General features: G+C 58.4%; 19 protein-coding genes. 4 read left to right on the top strand and 15 right to left on the bottom strand.

The features are described from left to right. Positions 1 to 115 precede the first annotated feature (115 nt). From M8013_RS19250 to gspC, 12 genes are read right to left on the bottom strand one after another with little or no spacing between them, the layout of a single operon-like run. Positions 116 to 913 carry a prepilin peptidase gene (locus M8013_RS19250; protein ID WP_271269383.1) on the bottom strand — a complete coding sequence of 266 codons (798 nt, stop codon included), beginning with the start codon at positions 911 to 913 and terminating at the stop codon, positions 116 to 118. Then, positions 910 to 1395, bottom strand: coding sequence for a type II secretion system protein M (locus M8013_RS19245; RefSeq protein WP_271269382.1), 486 nt, complete (start codon positions 1393 to 1395; stop codon positions 910 to 912). The genes M8013_RS19250 and M8013_RS19245 overlap by 4 nt, the downstream gene beginning before the upstream one ends. Beyond that, complete coding sequence (gene gspL, locus M8013_RS19240; protein WP_271269381.1) at positions 1392 to 2522, bottom strand: type II secretion system protein GspL; 1131 nt, start codon at positions 2520 to 2522, stop codon at positions 1392 to 1394. Before gspL ends, M8013_RS19245 begins: the two co-directional genes overlap by 4 nt. A 15-nt stretch (positions 2523 to 2537) precedes the next feature. Then, positions 2538 to 3548 (bottom strand): type II secretion system minor pseudopilin GspK, encoded by a 1011-nt coding sequence (gspK, locus tag M8013_RS19235; RefSeq protein WP_271269380.1) that lies wholly within the window; start codon positions 3546 to 3548, stop codon positions 2538 to 2540. Then, complete coding sequence (gspJ, locus tag M8013_RS19230; protein WP_271269379.1) at positions 3545 to 4180, bottom strand: type II secretion system minor pseudopilin GspJ; 636 nt, start codon at positions 4178 to 4180, stop codon at positions 3545 to 3547. The genes gspK and gspJ overlap by 4 nt, the downstream gene beginning before the upstream one ends. Next, positions 4177 to 4551 (bottom strand): type II secretion system minor pseudopilin GspI, encoded by a 375-nt coding sequence (gspI, locus tag M8013_RS19225; protein ID WP_271269378.1) that lies wholly within the window; start codon positions 4549 to 4551, stop codon positions 4177 to 4179. The genes gspJ and gspI overlap by 4 nt, the downstream gene beginning before the upstream one ends. Then, positions 4544 to 5029 (bottom strand): type II secretion system minor pseudopilin GspH, encoded by a 486-nt coding sequence (gene gspH / locus M8013_RS19220; RefSeq protein WP_271269377.1) that lies wholly within the window; start codon positions 5027 to 5029, stop codon positions 4544 to 4546. The genes gspI and gspH overlap by 8 nt, the downstream gene beginning before the upstream one ends. After that, positions 5029 to 5472, bottom strand: a complete 444-nt coding sequence (gspG, locus tag M8013_RS19215) for a type II secretion system major pseudopilin GspG (RefSeq protein WP_271269376.1) — start codon at positions 5470 to 5472, stop codon at positions 5029 to 5031. Before gspG ends, gspH begins: the two co-directional genes overlap by 1 nt. Positions 5473 to 5474: 2 nt before the next feature. Next, on the bottom strand, positions 5475 to 6683 hold the full coding sequence (gspF, locus tag M8013_RS19210) for a type II secretion system inner membrane protein GspF (protein ID WP_271269375.1): 1209 nt from the start codon (positions 6681 to 6683) through the stop codon (positions 5475 to 5477). Next, complete coding sequence (gspE, locus tag M8013_RS19205; protein ID WP_271269374.1) at positions 6683 to 8161, bottom strand: type II secretion system ATPase GspE; 1479 nt, start codon at positions 8159 to 8161, stop codon at positions 6683 to 6685. The genes gspF and gspE overlap by 1 nt, the downstream gene beginning before the upstream one ends. A gap of 12 nt (positions 8162 to 8173) precedes the next feature. After that, positions 8174 to 10090, bottom strand: coding sequence for a type II secretion system secretin GspD (gene gspD / locus M8013_RS19200; RefSeq protein ID WP_271269373.1), 1917 nt, complete (start codon positions 10088 to 10090; stop codon positions 8174 to 8176). A 13-nt stretch (positions 10091 to 10103) separates the two neighbouring features. After that, positions 10104 to 10832 carry a type II secretion system protein GspC gene (gspC, locus tag M8013_RS19195; RefSeq protein WP_271270159.1) on the bottom strand — a complete coding sequence of 243 codons (729 nt, stop codon included), beginning with the start codon at positions 10830 to 10832 and terminating at the stop codon, positions 10104 to 10106. Positions 10833 to 11135: 303 nt separating this feature from the next. Here gspC and M8013_RS19190 point away from each other — a divergent pair, with 303 nt between their 5' ends. Together M8013_RS19190 and M8013_RS19185 are read left to right on the top strand one after the other, a co-directional pair. After that, positions 11136 to 12713, top strand: coding sequence for a peptidoglycan-binding protein (locus M8013_RS19190; protein WP_271269372.1), 1578 nt, complete (start codon positions 11136 to 11138; stop codon positions 12711 to 12713). Continuing rightward, complete coding sequence (locus M8013_RS19185) at positions 12713 to 13300, top strand: hypothetical protein (RefSeq protein WP_271269371.1); 588 nt, start codon at positions 12713 to 12715, stop codon at positions 13298 to 13300. The genes M8013_RS19190 and M8013_RS19185 overlap by 1 nt, the downstream gene beginning before the upstream one ends. On the opposite strand, the gene M8013_RS19180 is transcribed toward M8013_RS19185, so the two are convergent. From M8013_RS19180 to M8013_RS19170, 3 genes are all read right to left on the bottom strand, one after another. Next, entirely contained in the window at positions 13294 to 13917 is a 624-nt protein-coding gene (locus tag M8013_RS19180) for a helix-turn-helix domain-containing protein (protein ID WP_271269370.1), read from the bottom strand. The genes M8013_RS19185 and M8013_RS19180 overlap by 7 nt on opposite strands. Before the next feature lie 270 nt (positions 13918 to 14187). Then, positions 14188 to 15018, bottom strand: coding sequence for an N-acetylmuramoyl-L-alanine amidase (locus M8013_RS19175; RefSeq protein WP_271269369.1), 831 nt, complete (start codon positions 15016 to 15018; stop codon positions 14188 to 14190). Then, entirely contained in the window at positions 15015 to 15338 is a 324-nt protein-coding gene (locus M8013_RS19170) for a heavy metal-binding domain-containing protein (protein ID WP_271269368.1), read from the bottom strand. The genes M8013_RS19175 and M8013_RS19170 overlap by 4 nt, the downstream gene beginning before the upstream one ends. Positions 15339 to 15455: 117 nt before the next feature. On the opposite strand from M8013_RS19170, the gene M8013_RS19165 reads away from it, so the two are divergent. Both M8013_RS19165 and artP read left to right on the top strand, forming a co-directional pair. Next, positions 15456 to 15974, top strand: a complete 519-nt coding sequence (locus M8013_RS19165) for a lipoprotein (RefSeq protein ID WP_271269367.1) — start codon at positions 15456 to 15458, stop codon at positions 15972 to 15974. Between the two features lie 214 nt (positions 15975 to 16188). After that, positions 16189 to 16917 carry an arginine ABC transporter ATP-binding protein ArtP gene (gene artP, locus M8013_RS19160; RefSeq protein WP_271269366.1) on the top strand — a complete coding sequence of 243 codons (729 nt, stop codon included), beginning with the start codon at positions 16189 to 16191 and terminating at the stop codon, positions 16915 to 16917. Positions 16918 to 16929 lie beyond the last annotated feature (12 nt).

The following is a 16929-nucleotide window of genomic DNA, read 5'->3' as shown; positions in this document are numbered from 1 at the left end:
GGCATGGAAAAAAAGGGTACGGTTTATTAACCCGGAATTACGATATCGTTCGCCGCGTTATTTTTCGCGCTTTCCCTTTCACGAAAAAAGCTCAGGAATAACTTGACCTGGCGAATTAAAAAGTGAAGAACAGGTGCTGCAGAATAAAGATTGTTAAACCGGCGAAGGCGAGAAAAGGCCCGAAGGGGATCGCGTGGTCCCTGTCCTGGCGCTGGAAAAAAAGCGCCCAGCCGACGATGCCGCCCAGCGCCGCCAGCAGCAGGATTGACGGCAGCGCCTGCCAGCCGCACCAGGCCCCGAGCGCCGCCAGCAGCTTAAAGTCACCGTAGCCCAGCCCTTCCCGCCCGGTCGCCAGCCGATGGCCCCAGTAGACCAGCCACAGCGCCAGATAGCCTGCCACCGCCCCGTACAGGGCGTCGGCCAGCGGTAGAAAGTGCAGGTGCAGGTTTATCAGGAGCCCAACCCACAACAGCGGCTGGGTCAGGCAGTCGGGCAGGAGTTGCTCACGCAGATCGATAAGCGCCAGCGGCAGCAGGCCGCACCACAGCACCCACAGGCACAGCATCATGCCGACGGATGGGGCCAACCCGGCGCTGAGGGCAAAAAAGAGCGCGCTCAGCAGCTCCAGCATCAGCAGACGCAGAGGAATGGGCGTCCGGCAATGGCGGCAGCGTCCGCGCAGCCACAGCCAGCTGAGCAGCGGAATGTTCTCCCACGCGCTTAGCCTGTGCTGGCAGGCCGGGCAGTGCGACGGCGGATAAAGCAGGTTCCCCGCGCCCGCTTCCTCGCGAACCCACGCGGGCAGCCGCTCGGCCACCACCCCGAGAAAGCTGCCAAAAATCGCCCCCAGCAGCATGCTGGCGGCACATAACCCCGGCAGAGCCTGCGCATGCAGCACGGTCAGGGCATTCATACCCCGGTTTTCCAGGTGAGCTGGATCTCCACTTTGACATCGCTGACGTGATCCGCCGGGGTCATGGTCATCTTCTCCAGCCGCACGCCGGTGGTCAGGTTCATTTCGCGCAGCCAGTTTTTAAGCACATACACATTCACCCGATTGATAGCAAAGTGCAGGGACTGACCCTCCTGGCGCACGTCATTCAGGGTCAGGTTAATTTCGTGGGCGCTGTTTTCCACCGCGCTGCGCGGATTACTGGTTTTCAACTGCTGTACCTGCAGGTGGTTTTTCTGAATTTCGTCGCGCATCCATCGCAGCGTCTCTTGTTGGCGGGCCAGCGTAGACTGGCTGCTGGCGATCATGGTATCCAGCGGCATCAGGGCAGCGTAATACAGCCCGGCGCAGCACAGTGCGGCGCTGCACAGTGCGATCAGATTGCGTTCGCGGGCGCTGTACTGTTGATAGCGGGCTTTTAACTGCGCGACCTTTACTTTCATTTATATTTCCCTGTCACCATGGCGGTATAAGGCGCAGCCGTGGAAACCGGCTGTAAGACAAAGGCAAAACGGCTGTTCGCCTGCTGCACGAACTGCTGAAGCTGCGGCTGATCCTGCGTTTTAACGCTCAGGATCAGGCTGTTTTGCGTCCCGTCATATTCGACGCGCTCGATTTCGATCCCCGGCACGCTGCGCCGGATCGCTTCCAGCTCATCAATTTGCTGAAAAAGCCCTTTCCGCTGTTTTTTTAGGTTCTGACCAAAATGGTATTTGATGTTGCTCTGCTGGCGCAGGCTGGGGAAATGGTGCTGGTAAATCTGCACGATCGCCTGCTGCATCTGGTTCTGTTCCTGCACCAGCATCCACGCCGTCGCCACGCGCGGCCCGGTCAACAGCCCCACGCAGAGCAGCGCCATCGCGGCCGTTGCCCGTCGGAGTGTTTTCGCCGCCCCGCCGTTGGCCCGCGCGCTGAAGTCACCGTGCAGCAGATTGACGCGCACGCTTTTCCAGCGCGGTTGGATTAACGTCAGCGGATGCTGCCAGGGGAGTGTTTCCGTGCAGGTTACGCCGTCGGGCGCGTCGCCGTAGCAGCAGACGGTTCCGGCATCGTTTGCCAGCAGCAGCGGCAGCATCGCCGCGTCCACGTTGCAGGCCCCCACCTCGGGGCCGCGCAGCCAGACCTGATCCTCCACGGCCACCAGGGTACTGCTGTCGGGCTCGCCGGGCAGCAGCCAGGCATCCGGCAGTATTTGGGTCACCGTCAGGCCCGCCGCATTAAAGCGTGCCAGCCACTGCTGAAGACGCGCGCTGTCGATGGCGACGGCATCCACCTCGCAGCCGGCTTTGTGCAGCACCGTCCAGTGGAGGTCGTCCACGTCGCCGATCAGCGTCTCTTCCGCCATCCACGAGAACGGCGTCGCCTGGCTCTTTTTCGCCAGCGTGAAGTGACGGAAAATCATCTCGCTGGCGGGCAAGAGCAGACACACCCGCGCCGCCAGCGGGTGTTCTGCCAGCGCGCTCAGGGCCTGATGCCCGTCCAGGATCATCACCTGCTGACTGCCCGATTCACACCACCATACCTTTGCATCCTCGCGAGTGTCGGGACGCACAAAAATTACCTGTTTCATAGCCTCAGACTTGTGTTATTCAATCATTCGGTAACGGCGCTGCCACGTTCGGATCGCGCCCGTTTCGCTTTCTGCCCGCAGCTGGCTGACCACGCGCAGCGTGAGCGCATCGGTATTGCCGGTATAATTCACGCGGAAATAGCGGCTGGTGACGGCGAGCTGCTCGCCCGCCATTTTCAGGTCGTCTTTTAGCTGCGGGGCATCACGCTCCAGCGTCTCGCTGAAGGTCGCCACGCTCTCCCAGCCCGCTTCCGGGCGCGATTCAATGATCCGCTTCGCCTCTTCTTCGCTCAGCTTTCCGGGGAACAAGGCCGCCAGCAGCCGCGCCTGTTTCGCCGTCAACGTGTTGACGTTAACCTTACTGGCCGTGGTTGGCAGAGCGCACAGCAGCGCACTCACCGTCGGCCAAGCGGCCGCGGGGAACGCCGGTAGCTGTCTGATTTCGCTCAGGGTTTGCATTAACTGGTTGGCGGGCAGGCGCGCGGGCTGCAGGCCTGCCCAGGCATCGTCCTCCTGGCCGTCTTTTGCCGTGACGGTGTCTTCATCGAGAGAGTCCACCAGCTGGCTATAGAGTTCTTCCGCGCGGGTGCTGCTCAGCCCGCTGTCGGTAAAAATTTGCTCCAGGATCTGCTGCTGGCGCGGCTTTTCGCTCACCGCAGGCGCGTCGGTCTTTTCCGCCTCAGCGGGTGCCGCCAGCAGGTTGTTGACGTTAAAACAGTCCTGCGCATCCTCGACCTGGCCGATGACCGTGTAGTCATCGCCCTGGGTTTCCAGCGGCTGGTGCCAGTCGCCGTCCAGCGTCAGCACGTTGTTTTCACCGCGGGTCGCCGTCAGAAGACGTGCCTTAATCGCCGTCTCCTGGGCCTGCATCGCCCAGCGCAGCTGCTGTTGGCTCACCTGGTAGTGGGTTTTCTGCAAATTACGGCAGAACTGCTGGCTGATTTTCGCCGCCAGCGCCGACATCAACACCAGCAGGATCAGCACCACCAGCAGCGCCACGCCCTGCTGTTTGCCAACCCGGCTCATGGCTGGGCCTCTGCGCCAGCGGGTGCGGCGTCTGCTGCCGGTGGTTCCACCGCAGCCGGAGCCGCCTCGACCGGCGGCAGATCGCCCGGAGTGATAAAGACCCAGCGCCAGGTCTCGCCGCTTTCCATGGTCAGCGTCAGTTCAACGCCGTCCGGCTGCTGGTCGGTGTCGGTCCAGTCCTTCTGCCACTCGCCCTGCCAGAAGCGCCACTGCACCGCTTTGACGTCACTGACGATCGGCACTTCGTCCGGCTTGACCTTTGCCGGGCCATCGATGGCGGGCCAGACGTCGCGCCACAGGCGTCCACCGTCCAGCCGCCAGCGCACGCGCTCCAGTTGGATCTGGCCGCTGACGCCGTTCAGGGTGGTAAATTCCAGCCCCCGATCGTTAAAGTGAAAGCGATCGCTCCCGTGGCGCGGCGCACGCGCCTGCAGCTGAAAAAAGTCACGCTCCAGCAGATTCCAGGCGCGCTGGAGCTGGTTGAGTTTCGCCGCACTGGCATCGGTGGCGGCGCTGGTGCGCATCGCCCCGTCGAGAATTTGCCACGCCAGGGTGCTGATCACCGCGAAGATGGTCAGGGCAATCATGATTTCCAGCAGGGTAAAGCCCTGCTGATGCCGGGTGTGCTTCACTTTTTCTCTCCTGGCGGCACGACAGACAGGGTGATGACTGGCTGGCTGTCGTCGCCTTCGGCCCACACCTGGATCCTGTTAATCTCTCCGTGTTCGGCGCTTTTCACCCGCTGCTTATGCCAGGTCCAGCTGCGCCCGCCCTGGGTTTCGCTGCCCTCTTCTTCGGCATCGGGGAAGTCGCTTTGCGTCAGTTGGGCTTCTGCCAGCTGGTTTTCAGCCACCCAGCTGGCCTGCAGGGTATCGGCCAGACCGTAGGTAAAGCGCACGTTCAGCGAGACGGAGTTCATCAGCGCCAGCGCGGCGGTGGAGAAGATCACCAGCGCGACCATCACCTCCAGCAGCGTCATGCCCTGTTGCTGCGCTTTAGCCATTGTTTTCTACCGTTACCGGGGACGCGCCCTGGGAGACCACCCGGAAGATGTGCTGTTTATCGTCGCTTTGCAGCGCAAGGGTAAAACGGCTGATTTCACCATCCGGTAAAAAGAGGATTTGCGGTTCACAGTCGACGGTGGCCGCCAGCCGCTGCGGCGACAGCGAGACATGCATCGCCTCCGGGAACGCGCCGTGGGTCGTAATGCGCCCGGCGGTTAACGGCACCCAGCGACGTTTGCCGTCTTTCTCTTCGACGGTCACCAGCTGATATTGCTCCGGGGCGATCGTCAGGCCGACAATATTGCCGTCCATCACCGCGCGATCGGAACCGTATTCAACAAGAGCTTTAAGCTGCTGGCCAAATATATCCGCGCCGCTGCGCGACGGTATCGTTGAGACCACCATCATGGCGCAGCTGGCGAATATCACCAGCGCGAGAATAATTTCCAGCAAAGTAAAGCCGCGTTGTTTCGTCATTATTTTTTATCGAGCGACCAGTTGGTAATATCATCGGCGGTATTGGCTTCGCCATCCGGGCCGGCAGAAAACACATCGATAGCGCCATGCTCGCCAGGGCTGACCAGAATATAATCATTGCTCCACGGATCCTGCGGCAGGCGGCGAATATAGCCGTCGGCGCGGTAGCCGTTCGGGATCGGGGCGATTTCAGGTTTGGTGACCAGCGCCTGCAGGCCCTGATCGGTGGTCGGATAGCGGTGGTTATCCAGCTTGTACATATCCAGCGACCCTTCCAGAGCCACGATATCGCTGGTCGCTTTCTGGGTGTCTGCTTTCTCTTTATTGCCCATTAAATTCGGCACCACCATACTCGCCAGTACGCCGAGAATAACAATCACCACCATTAATTCGAGCAGCGTAAAGCCCCCCTGGCGCGCCAGGGTATTTCGTTTCATAGCCATAATTAACCTACCATGTTATTAAGTTGCAGAAGCGGTTGTAATATTGACATCACAATGAATAAAACAATGGTCGCCATTGACACCACCAGCGCCGGTTCAAATACCGACAGCGTTAAGGTAATGCGATGCTGTAATGCCGACTCCTGATTTTCAGCCGCCCGATCCATTAAACTGCCTAATTCCCCGCTCTCTTCGCCGGAGGCGATCATATACAGCATGGTGGGCGGGAATAATTTCGCCTGCTCCAGCGCAGCATATAATGACGCCCCCTGGCGCACGGTATCGGCCGCCTGCTCCAGCACCTGGCGGGCATACAGGTTTTCGATCCCGTCCATCGCGATATACATCCCTTCCAGCAGCGGAACGCTACTGGCCTGCAAAATGCTCAACGTGCGGATATAGCGCGCGCTGTTGATGGCGCAGACCAGCTTTTTGACAGGCGAACCGTTCACCAGCCAGCGGTTCCAGATAAAGCGGTTGCGCGTTTTTTTGAGCCAGCTTTTAAAGCCGATAAAACCGGCCACCAGCCCGCCGCCGATAAACACGCCGTACGCCTGCAGAAAGTCACTCACCGCAATCAGCGTGCGGGTCGTCATCGGCAGCTGCTGTTTCATATGGGTGAACTGCTCGATCACCTGCGGAACCACCGCCACCAACAGAATGCAGATCACCGCGGTCGCTACCACCGTCAGGGTGATCGGATAGACCATCGCCTGGGTGAGCTTGCTTTTCATCTTCTGGCGCTGCTCGTTGTATTCGGCCAGTTTTTCCAGCACCTCGCCGAGGTGGCCGGTTTTTTCCCCGGCCATCACCAGGGTGCAGTACAGCTTGTCAAAGGTGCGCGGGAACTGGCTAAAGGCGTCGAACAGGGTGTGCCCTTCCACCACTTTGTCGCGGATCTCGGTCACCATTGCCGCCAGCTTTTTGTCTTCCGACTGCTTTGAAATCGCCTTCAGGGCGCTCTCCAGCGGCAGCGCGGCGTTGACCAGCGTCGACAGCTGGCGGGTAAACATCGACAGCACCGGGGTAGTGAGTTTGATCCCTTTTTGCGCGCTCCCGACGGCGCTGGCTTCGCGGGTGAGCGTAATGCTCAGCGGCATCAGCTTTTGCTCTCGCAGCGCCTGGCGCACCTGCTTTTGCCCCTCGGCCTGCAGCGTACCGCGCTGGGTTTTACCCGCGGGGTTGGTTGCCGTCCACGCATACCAGGCCATTATTCATCCCCTCCGCGTTCGGCGGTGACGCGCATCACCTCTTCCAGCGACGTTACGCCGTCAATCACTTTCATCAGGCCGTTTTCCCGCAGGCTGTAGGCCTGCTTAAACAGCTGGGTCTCAATCGACATCTCATCTTTATCTTCGTGGATGGCGCGACGCATACCGCTGTCGACCACCAGGAATTCATGAATACCGGCGCGTCCCTGATAGCCGCCCTGGCGGCATTTTTCGCAGCCGACGGCGCGGTAGAGGGCCGCAGGCGGGGTCGCCATAAAGCTGAAGAGCTGCCGTTCATTGTCATCCAGCGGGCTGGTGGTGCGGCAGTGCGGGCACAGCCGACGCACCAGACGCTGGGCAATGACCCCCAGCAGCGATGATCCGATTAAAAAGGACTCCAGCCCCATATCGCGCAGGCGGGTGATGGCCCCGGCGGCGCTGTTGGTGTGCAGGGTCGACATCACCAGGTGCCCGGTCAGCGAGGCCTGCACCGCGATCTGCGCGGTTTCACCGTCGCGGATCTCACCGATCATCACCACATCCGGATCCTGACGCAAAATGGCGCGCAGGCCGCGGGCGAAGGTCATGTCCACGCGCGGGTTGACCTGGGTCTGGCCGACCCCTTCCAGCTCGTACTCGATCGGATCTTCGACGGTGAGAATATTGCGCTCGTGACCGTTCAGCGCCGACAGAATGGCGTACAGAGTGGTACTTTTCCCGGACCCGGTCGGGCCGGTCACCAGGATGATGCCGTGCGGACGGGCGATCAGCGCTTTCAGCTGCGTCAGCTCGTCGTCGATCAGCCCAAGCTTGTTGATGTCCGGCTGGAGGTTGCTTTTGTCGAGCAGACGCATCACCACCCGCTCGCCATACTGGGAGGGAATGGTGGAGACGCGCACGTCGATAGCCTTGCGTCCGATGCGCAGCGAGATACGCCCATCCTGCGGTAAACGCTTTTCGGCAATATCAAGCTTCGACATCACCTTGATCCTCGACACCAGCAGCGGCGCGAGCTTGCGCGCCGGTTGCAGCACCGGGCGCAGCACGCCGTCGACGCGAAAGCGAATGCTCAGGGAGCGCTCGAAGGTTTCGATATGAATATCCGAGGCGCCCTCTTTCACCGCCTCGCCGAGAATGGCGTTGATCAGGCGGATCACCGGCGAGTTTTCGTCGTTATCCAGCAGATCCTCGTTGTCGGGGATCTCCTCGGTTAACGCCAGCAGATCGATGTCGGCATCCATGTCGTCCACCAGCTGCTGGGAAACGCCGCTGTTCTGCTGCCAGACTTTGGTCAGCAGCTCGTCAAAGGCGTCGGCCGTCAGGACGCTCGGGGTAAAAGCGCGCCCCAGCACCCGGCGCATCTCCAGCAGGGCAAATGCCGGGGTGTTATCGCGGATAAAGACCTGGTCCTGATACAACAGCACTCCGTGATCTTTGGCGTAGCTGCTGGTGCATAGGTAGTTGCTAAGTTCGTCCATGCTCCACCCGCCCTATTGTTTAAACGGATTGCGCGTCGCCGCCGACGGCTTCGCAGAGGCTGTCGCAGACGGATAAACCGGCAGAACGGGCGTCTCGCTGTTCTCAACAATCCCCAGTTTTTTCTCTTCCATGCGCTGCTGCTGACGGGCGCGGATCTGGTCGTATTTCTCTTTCGACGAGGCGCTGTAGGTATCGTCATCGCGCAGCACGGTGGTGTGAATAAAGACCATCAGGTTACGCTTTGACGTGTCCTGCGAGGTGTAGCGGAACAGCTGTCCCACCAGCGGAATATCCCCCAGTAGCGGCACTTTCGAAACGTTCTGTTTGGTGACATTCTCCATCAGGCCGCCGAGTACCACCGTCTGCCCGCTGTGTACCATCACTTCGTTATTGATGGTGCGGGTGTTGAAGGTCGGGCCGAGGCTGGCATCTTCGGTGGCGCTGGCGTCCACGCTGGAGACTTCCTGCTCAATCTTGAGGTGAATAATGTCCCCGTCGTTGATCTGCGGAACAATTTTCAGCTTGGTGCCGACGGTTTTGCGCTCCACCGAGTTAAAGACGTTGTCGCCGCTGGTGGTCTGGGAACCCGACAGCACCGGCACATCCTGGCCGACGTTAAACGACGCCTCTTTGTTATCCAGCGTCACCACGCTTGGCGTCGACAGAATGTCGTTTTTGCCGTCGGTGGAGAGCGCGGTCATCAGTGCGCCAAAGTCGCCGTTAAAGAAGCCGGTTGCCAGGCCGGTGAAGCTGGTACCTTTCGTCGTCCCGTTCTTCACCTGGCTGATTGGCAGGCCGGTTGCGCCAAACTGCACGCCGCCGTGCTTGCCGCTCCACTGCACGCCCAGATCGAGGCCGTTGCCGTCCTGCACTTCCGCAATGATCGCTTCGACCAGCACCTGCGGGCGGCGGATATCGAGCTTGTCGATCACTTTTTCTAGCGAGTTCATGACGTTAGGCTGGGCGGTGATCACCAGCGAGTTGGTGGCTTCGTCGGCGGTAATATTCAGGTCATTGCTGGCTGAGGTGGTTTTGCTTTTCGCCGCGCCGGCTTTGTCTTTCAGCTGCTCGCCGATGCCGGTCAGCACCGGCACCACTTTGCTGGCGTTGGCGTATTTCAGGTAGAAGACGCGGGTGTTGCCCTCGTTATTCTGTTCGCGATCGAGCTGGCCAATCAGCGATCGGGTCCGCCCGCGGGCCTCTTCCGACCCGCTGATGATCAGGCTGTTGGTTTCGTCATCGGCCACCACTTTGGTGGCCAGCTGCGGCGCGTTCTGCCCTTTCTGCTCTTCGTTGTTGAGATTGTTCAACATCTCGGCCAGCCCTTTGGCGGAGGCATAGCGCAGGGGGACAATTTCCCGGCGCTGCATCCCGGAGCGATCGACCCGCTCGACCAGATCCACCAGCCGGTTGACCACCGAGGCGCGCCCGGTCAACAGCAGGACGTTGGACGGCTCAAAGTGCACCACGTTACCGATCCCGGAGGCGTCGTTCAGCTGGCGCAGCAGCGGGGCCAGCTCGCGCACTGGCACATTTTCCATGCGCACCACGCGGGTGATGATTTCATCGCCCTTGCCGGGGTGCTTGCTGTCGGCCACCGGCACGCCAGCGGTGCGCGCCACGGCGGAACGCACCACTTTCACCATCCCGTTATCCATCGGGATCACCGACAGACCGTACACGTCCAGCACGCTGAGGAAAAACTGGTAATACTCGTCCTCGGTGAGCACGTTGTAGGTTCGGACAGAAACGATGCCCTGTACGGACGGATCGACCAGAATGGTTTTATTCAGATTGCGGCCCACCGTGTCGATAAATTCTCGAATGTCGGTGTTTTTAAAACTGGCGCTAAAATTGGCCGCCATCACGGAGTTGGAAATCAATGACGCAGCTGTCAGCGCGATACACGCCCAGGGAACTTTCTTCATGGTTTTACACTTGTTAATTGTTTAAAACATTAACCCGAATATTTTCAAGGTGAGCGTGACGTCTGACGACAACTTCCGCTTCTCTCATGTTCGACCAGCTGGCGATAATCTTTTTCGCCTGTTCTTGTTTCGTCATATCGACGGAATTCACTTGCACAACCACATCGCCTTTTTTCAGCCCACTCTGGCTAAAAAAGGCAGACGCATTTTTCGGCTTAATTTGATATCCCTCGAGATGGCCGTTGTCGAACCAGGGTTTCAGCACGAAATAGTCATTGAGATGTAAATTATCTAACCCCGCGTCGGCCAGCGGTCTGGCAACCGGCGGGGCATTCACATCGTTTTTAAAATAATCCGGGCGTTTAATCGCCAGCGTCTGGGGCGCCCCCTGGTAGTTAATCACCACGCTGTCGCGGTTGATCTCGTCTATCCAGGCGTCGGAATAGCCCTGCAGACTCTCGCCTTCCCGGTAGCTCTGCTGGCCGGAGGGGGTTTTAATCACCGCAAATGACATCCAGGCTTCATCGCTGCTGATGATGCCTTCTACCTCGGCGACCATCGGTTTTGTCGCCACCTGCTGCGGCGCAGTGTGATAAACGGCCGGCTGGAAAAGCGCGAATGGCTGGTCCTCCAGCGAGCGGGCTGTCTCATGGGTATCAGAGGGCGCCGGGCGGGTAGCCTTCTTATATTCTTTAAAGACAACGTACCCCTGCTGGCCGCTGAATATCAGCAGCACAAACATTACACAGGGTGCAATGAACCGGGAATAGAGCTGCATCCTCATTATCGACTGGCCTTTTTGCAAATGCAGAAATGTGCAGCCTGTTGCTGCCCCAAAACACCGGCAAATAGTAATAAGACCCCTCTGCGTCCTCCACGTGATTTGCCATTAACTTTAATGAACAAAAATATTGACCGTGAAAATAAGCAGTGTTAGCCGACAAGCTCAGGTTATTTTTCTCCTGCGGATAAATTGACCCACCGGGGGGCTTCCCCTATTTTTTGGCGCTGAATGTCGGTTTATGAATTACTACGGTGAAGCGTTATGTACTTAAGTCATTTTAAATTTACCCGCCAGCCTTTCAGGAGCGTGATCCGCCCGTCAGGCGACTTTTGCGTGGCATACCATCAGGATGTCTACGGCATGCTGATGCAGACGTCGAAAGTGGCCGGTATTGCCGCGCTGTTCTCGGATGACGAAGAGTTGCTTAACGCGTTCACCGCCGCGCTGCAGACCGCATCGCCTGCGGCGACGGCCATCAACGCATTCCCGAAGCTGAACGCCAACGCGCTGCTGTACAAGCTTTGCGCCGCAACCCAGGATTCGAAACAGCGCCTGCATGCCGTTGATACCGTCCTGCACCACTGGCTGGAAAGTTATCCTTCCTGCAAAACGCACGGACTGGTGCTGTGCATCAGCGCCGTTCAGGCAATGCGGGACAGCGGCTGGGAAGTGCTGGGCATGCTGCTGACCCGCGCTCAGGAGTTTGCCCTGCCGCTGACGCTGGTGCTGACCGGTACGCCCGATCAGGAGCCGCGCCTGATGCAGCACTCCGGGCTGGCGTCGCGGGTTCATACCCGCCATACCCTGCGTGCCCTGACCTGCCGCGAGTCTCTGGGCTATGTCCAGACCCAGACGCAGGATCACGGCGCAGAGGTTTGCCCGTTTAGCCTCGCCCGCATCCGTCGGATGCACCGCCTGACCCGCGGGTGCATTAGCCAACTGAACGCGCTGGCGCACCTGTCGCTGCTGGCGACATGGACCGAACGCGCCCCCGTGGTGGGCCCGCGCCACTTACGCCTCGCCGCCGGCGAAGTGGTGCCGCGCAAACGCCACGGCAAGCGCCTGGCGGCGGTGGGCCTGTTCGCCAGCGTGCTATTTTCCGCCTGCGGTTGGTATTTTTCTGCCGCCATCACCACCAGGCTCCCGGTGCCACCGCCGGTGCCCGCCCGCTGGAAACAGGTGATGCACACGCCAGCAGTCGCGCTGCAGCCGGCGATTGATCGCGAGGTGGTGAATCAGCCGGATGCCATGCATCAGCTGTATACCATATGGGGATACGATGCCTCGGCAGAAGAGGCGCTGTGCCAGAATGCCAGCCGCGTCAACCTGAGCTGTCAGCAGGGGAGCGCGACGCTGCCCGAGCTGGAAAAAGAGGGCTACCCGTGGGTGAGCGAACTCAAAACCGGCAACCATCTTAATTATGCCGTGGTGGCCCGCGTCGGCGCGGACTCCCTCGACTTACTGATGAACAATCGTACCTGGCAGGTTAAACGCAGCTGGTTTACCGACCATGCCACCGGCCACTTCACCCTGCTGCACCGCCTGACCCCGACGGGTAAAGATGGCATCAGCGCCGCCAGCAGCAGCCAGGATCTGAACTGGATCGATACCCAGCTCAGCCAGGCGCTGCACGAACCCGAAACCCATGCCAAAACCTGGACCCCGGAGCTGGTGAAGCGCACCCGCCAGTTCCAGACGCTGGCCCGACTGTCCGTCGATGGGATGGCGGGGGAAGAGACCGTGATGCAGCTGATGCGGTTCAATAACACCACGCCGGCGATTTTGACGCCGGTTGCCGATCCTGCCTCTCAGGCGCAGGCTGAAGGGAAGCATAACTAATGTCCACGATTTGTCTGGCTGCCCAGCGCAGCTATCAGACCGGCGAGGCGGTCTGGTTTTCGTACCGCCTTCCCTCGCTAAAGCGGATCCTGACCCGCGCGCTGGCAGCCGTTGTCTGTTTGTGCGCGCTGGCGATCGCCGGGATGTATGCGCACATTTACTGGGATCTTCGCCATCCGCAGCCTGAACCCAAACCGGATCCGGCCCACGTAGTGAAGCCCGATACCCAGATTTCTGATATGCACTACGTCTATGTGTCTAAACCGTTCCCGCAGCCGAAACCCGCGGCACCGGTTCACCCCGACCCGCTGCCGCCGCTGGCGGAACGGCCGATTATGGATAACGATGCTGACTGGCAGCAGGCGCCGGATGGCGATCTCTCCGGTGAACCCCTTCCCGGCGCAGAGGCAGAAACCCGTAACGAACAAACCGTGTCGTTAAAAGCGCGCTTTATGCAGGCGTTACAGGAACAGCAGCAGGATTATTCGCAGGGGAAAGTGCCGGACGATCCGGTGGATGAGACTGTAGACGTGAAAAAGCCTCCACGGGCGATGACCAATGGAGACCTTAGATTTGATACTCAGTAGCGTTCTGGCAGGGCACTGATATTTATTAGCCGTCCTTTCTCCACCACAATATATTTGCCTTTTTTCAGGTCGGAGAGAATTTTAATAATGGTGCTACGCGCCAGGTTGGTGTATTCCTGAATATAGTCATAAACATTAATATCACGATTCTGGTGGACGATAAGCTCATTGATTTCGAGTAAGAATTCAAGCACTACGGAGTAAGCGCTGCGCGCGATCAGGATGTCATCACGTTTGTTTAACATGCAGATGTACCAGGAAAATATTTTGGTGATTTCTGGCCACAGGCTTTGTTCATTGATAATACGCAGAAAGTCCTCTTTCGGGATAATGCGAACTTGCGTATCTGTACGGGCGATGCCGTAGATGTGACTGGTATCGTAAAAGAGTCCGGCCAAACCAAAAATGCTCTGACTTCGCGAGGTGAACATGCACAACTCATCGGAATTGCGGCGCACTTCAACCACGCCATTCAGGATGAAATAAACATGGTCGCAATCATGGGTGGTAATTTTCTGCCATTTCTTCAATGTTTTTTCCGGACAGTGACGGGTCGCCTCATTAATGGCGTCAAGCTCCCGCTGCGGTCGCAGTTTATTTGCGTAAATACTTAACATTTGTCTATGCCTGTTATCGATTATTATTAAATTTTTGAGTGCAGCAGAAATGCCGCATAGTGAAAATGACACCACTAAATTAAATGATGATAAGACGCTAAGGAAATCAGCTGAAAACGGTGCGTTAACCTTCCTAAATGCTTAGCAAGCTATGTGTACATATTAAATACAGATAATTTTAAGTCAATTAAGTAAAGATTCATTGGAGATGTACTTAAGATTAATCTTAAGCACTTTAATTCAAGCGGTTGAAAAGCGGGGTGATTGGCTTCACCCCTGGCCATACTTTTCGAGCAATGCTTCAGCGATTGCCTGCGTTTCGTTATCCGCTACGCCGTCCCAGCGCTGCGGCCTGAAATGCATCTGAAAGGCCATAATCACCCGCTTTTGCTGCGCGGACGATATGTTCTCCGGGACGTTGTAGCCGTAGCGCGATAATAGATCGAGAAGGGTTGGCGTATCCGCAGGCTGAGAAGGTGGCTTTCCATTCAGATAAAAAGCCACCCGGGCGGCATCTGGCCAGGCCCCTATCCCCTGCAGCGCCAGCGTTTGCCACGGAAACAGCGGCCCCGGATCGTCCTTACGCTGTGGGGCGATATCGGCATGGGCGACCACGTTCTGCGGCTTGATGTCGTAACGCTGGATAATGTCCTTCGCCAGCGGGATCAGCGCCGCAATCTGCGCCGGTTCGAACGGCGCAAAGCGTTTCTGACCGCCGCTGTTCTGCCAGCCACGGTTTTCCAGCTCAATGCCAATCGAGGTGTCATTGATGCGCGTGGCACCGCGCCAGAAGCTGACCCCCGCGTGCCAGGCCAGCGCGTTCTCCGGCACCAGCTGCCAGATCCGCGGTTTGCCCTGGTGCAGAGGCGGGATCGCCGGGATCAAATAGTGTGAACTGACGTTTTTATCGGTCAGGGTGGCGAGCGAGCTGTCAAAATCGTCGGCGGTATAGTGAATCACCAGCACTTTGATGCGCGGATACGCCGCCTGTGCCTGGCGCCGGGCGTCCAGCTCATAGGCCCCTTTATCGACAATGCCCTTTTCGGCGGCGCAGCCTGCCAGCAACAGCGCCAGCAGGCTTAGCGAAAGCGCACGCTTCATCGGCGCGTTTTCACCGCGGTGCCGCTGACGCTGACCATCAGCATGCTGGCGTCTTTGCCGACAGTTTCATAATCGATATCGATACCGACCACCGCGTCGGCACCCAGCGCCTTGGCCTGCTCGCCCAGCTCTTTAAAAGCGATCTCTCGGGCTTTTCGCAGCTCTTTTTCATAGGCACCGGAGCGGCCGCCGACGATGTCGCGGATACCGGCAAAAAAGTCACGGAAGATATTGGCGCCGAGAATGGCTTCTCCGGTGACTACACCGCAGTATTCGCTGATTGGCTGCCCTTCCAGGGTTGGGGTGGTTGAAAATTGCATCTGCTTCTCCTTAATGGTGCGTGGTGGGGCTAAGCGTATAAGAACAAAACCATTATCGGATCGTTACGCTATCATTTAAAGGTTAGTTAATTATTGCAGCCCAATAAGGAAATCAACATGCGCTATTCTGCTTTGACGCTTTTAGTGCCGTGCGCGCTGCTGCTCAGCGCCTGCACCACCCCCGTCACCCCGGCTTTTAAGGATATCGGAACCCGCAGCGGCAGCTGCATTGTCGGCGGCCCGGATGCCGTGGCTCAACAGTTCTACGACTACCGCATCAGCCACCGCAGCAATGACATGACCGCCCTGCGCCCGTATCTGAGCGACGGGCTGGCGCAGCTGCTGACCGATGCCAGCCGCGATCCGCAGCATAAAAACCTGCTGAAAGACGATCCGTTCTCCAGCCGGACCACCGCCCCGCAAAAAGCGGAAGTCGCCAGCGCCTCGACGATCCCGAATACCGATGCGCGCAATATCCCGCTGCGCGTCAAACTGACTCAGGGTAGCCAGAGCTGGCAGGATGAAGTGCTGATGATCCGTGAGGGTCAGTGCTGGGCAATTGACGATGTGCGCTACCTCGGCGGCAGCGTTCATGCCCCGGCAGGCACCCTGCGCCAGTCGATAGAGAACCGTTAAGCAGGTAAAAACCCCGCAAAATGTCTGGCATTTCGTGAGGAATGCCGACATTTATTCTCACCGCCCTTCCCGCTCGCTATTTTGTGCTATGTTTAGGTATTCCCACGGTTTATATTTAACTTTTAACGCAGAAATATTGCATAACTATTCTGCCGACGGTACTATTTGCGGCCTCAATAGCTATAAACAGCCTGGATGAGTAAAGACTGCCCCGATGAGTATTCAACTAAACGGCATTAACTGCTTCTACGGCGCACACCAGGCGCTGTTCGATATCACCTTAAATTGCCCTGAGGGCGAAACGCTGGTCCTGCTTGGCCCCAGCGGCGCCGGCAAAAGCTCGCTGCTTCGCGTCCTCAATCTGCTTGAAATGCCCCGCTCCGGTACGCTGGATATTGCTGGCAATCACTTTGATTTTGCCAAATCGCCGTCTGAAAAAGCGATCCGCGATCTGCGTCAGAACGTCGGCATGGTCTTCCAACAGTACAATCTCTGGCCGCACCTGACCGTACAGCAAAACCTGATTGAAGCCCCGTGCCGGGTGCTGGGTCTGTCGAAAGAGAAAGCGCTGGCCCGTGCTGAGAAGCTGCTGGAACGTCTGCGCCTGAAACCGTACAGCGATCGCTATCCGCTGCACCTCTCCGGCGGCCAGCAGCAGCGTGTGGCGATTGCCCGCGCCCTGATGATGGAGCCTGCCGTGCTGCTGTTTGACGAACCGACCGCCGCGCTGGATCCAGAAATCACCGCCCAAATCGTCAGCATCATTCGTGAGCTGGCTGAAACGAAGATTACGCAGGTTATCGTGACCCACGAAGTGGAAGTGGCGCGTAAAACCGCCAGCCGCGTGGTGTATATGGAAAACGGTTATATCGTCGAGCAAGGCGATGCGAGCTGCTTTACTCAGCCGCAGACCGACGCGTTCAGAAATTATCTGTCTCACTAATCGAATCGAGAG

This window comes from Silvania confinis (assembly GCF_025564085.1).
GTDB lineage: Bacteria > Pseudomonadota > Gammaproteobacteria > Enterobacterales > Enterobacteriaceae > Enterobacter > Enterobacter confinis.
This window is presented reverse-complemented; position numbering and strand designations above follow the sequence as displayed.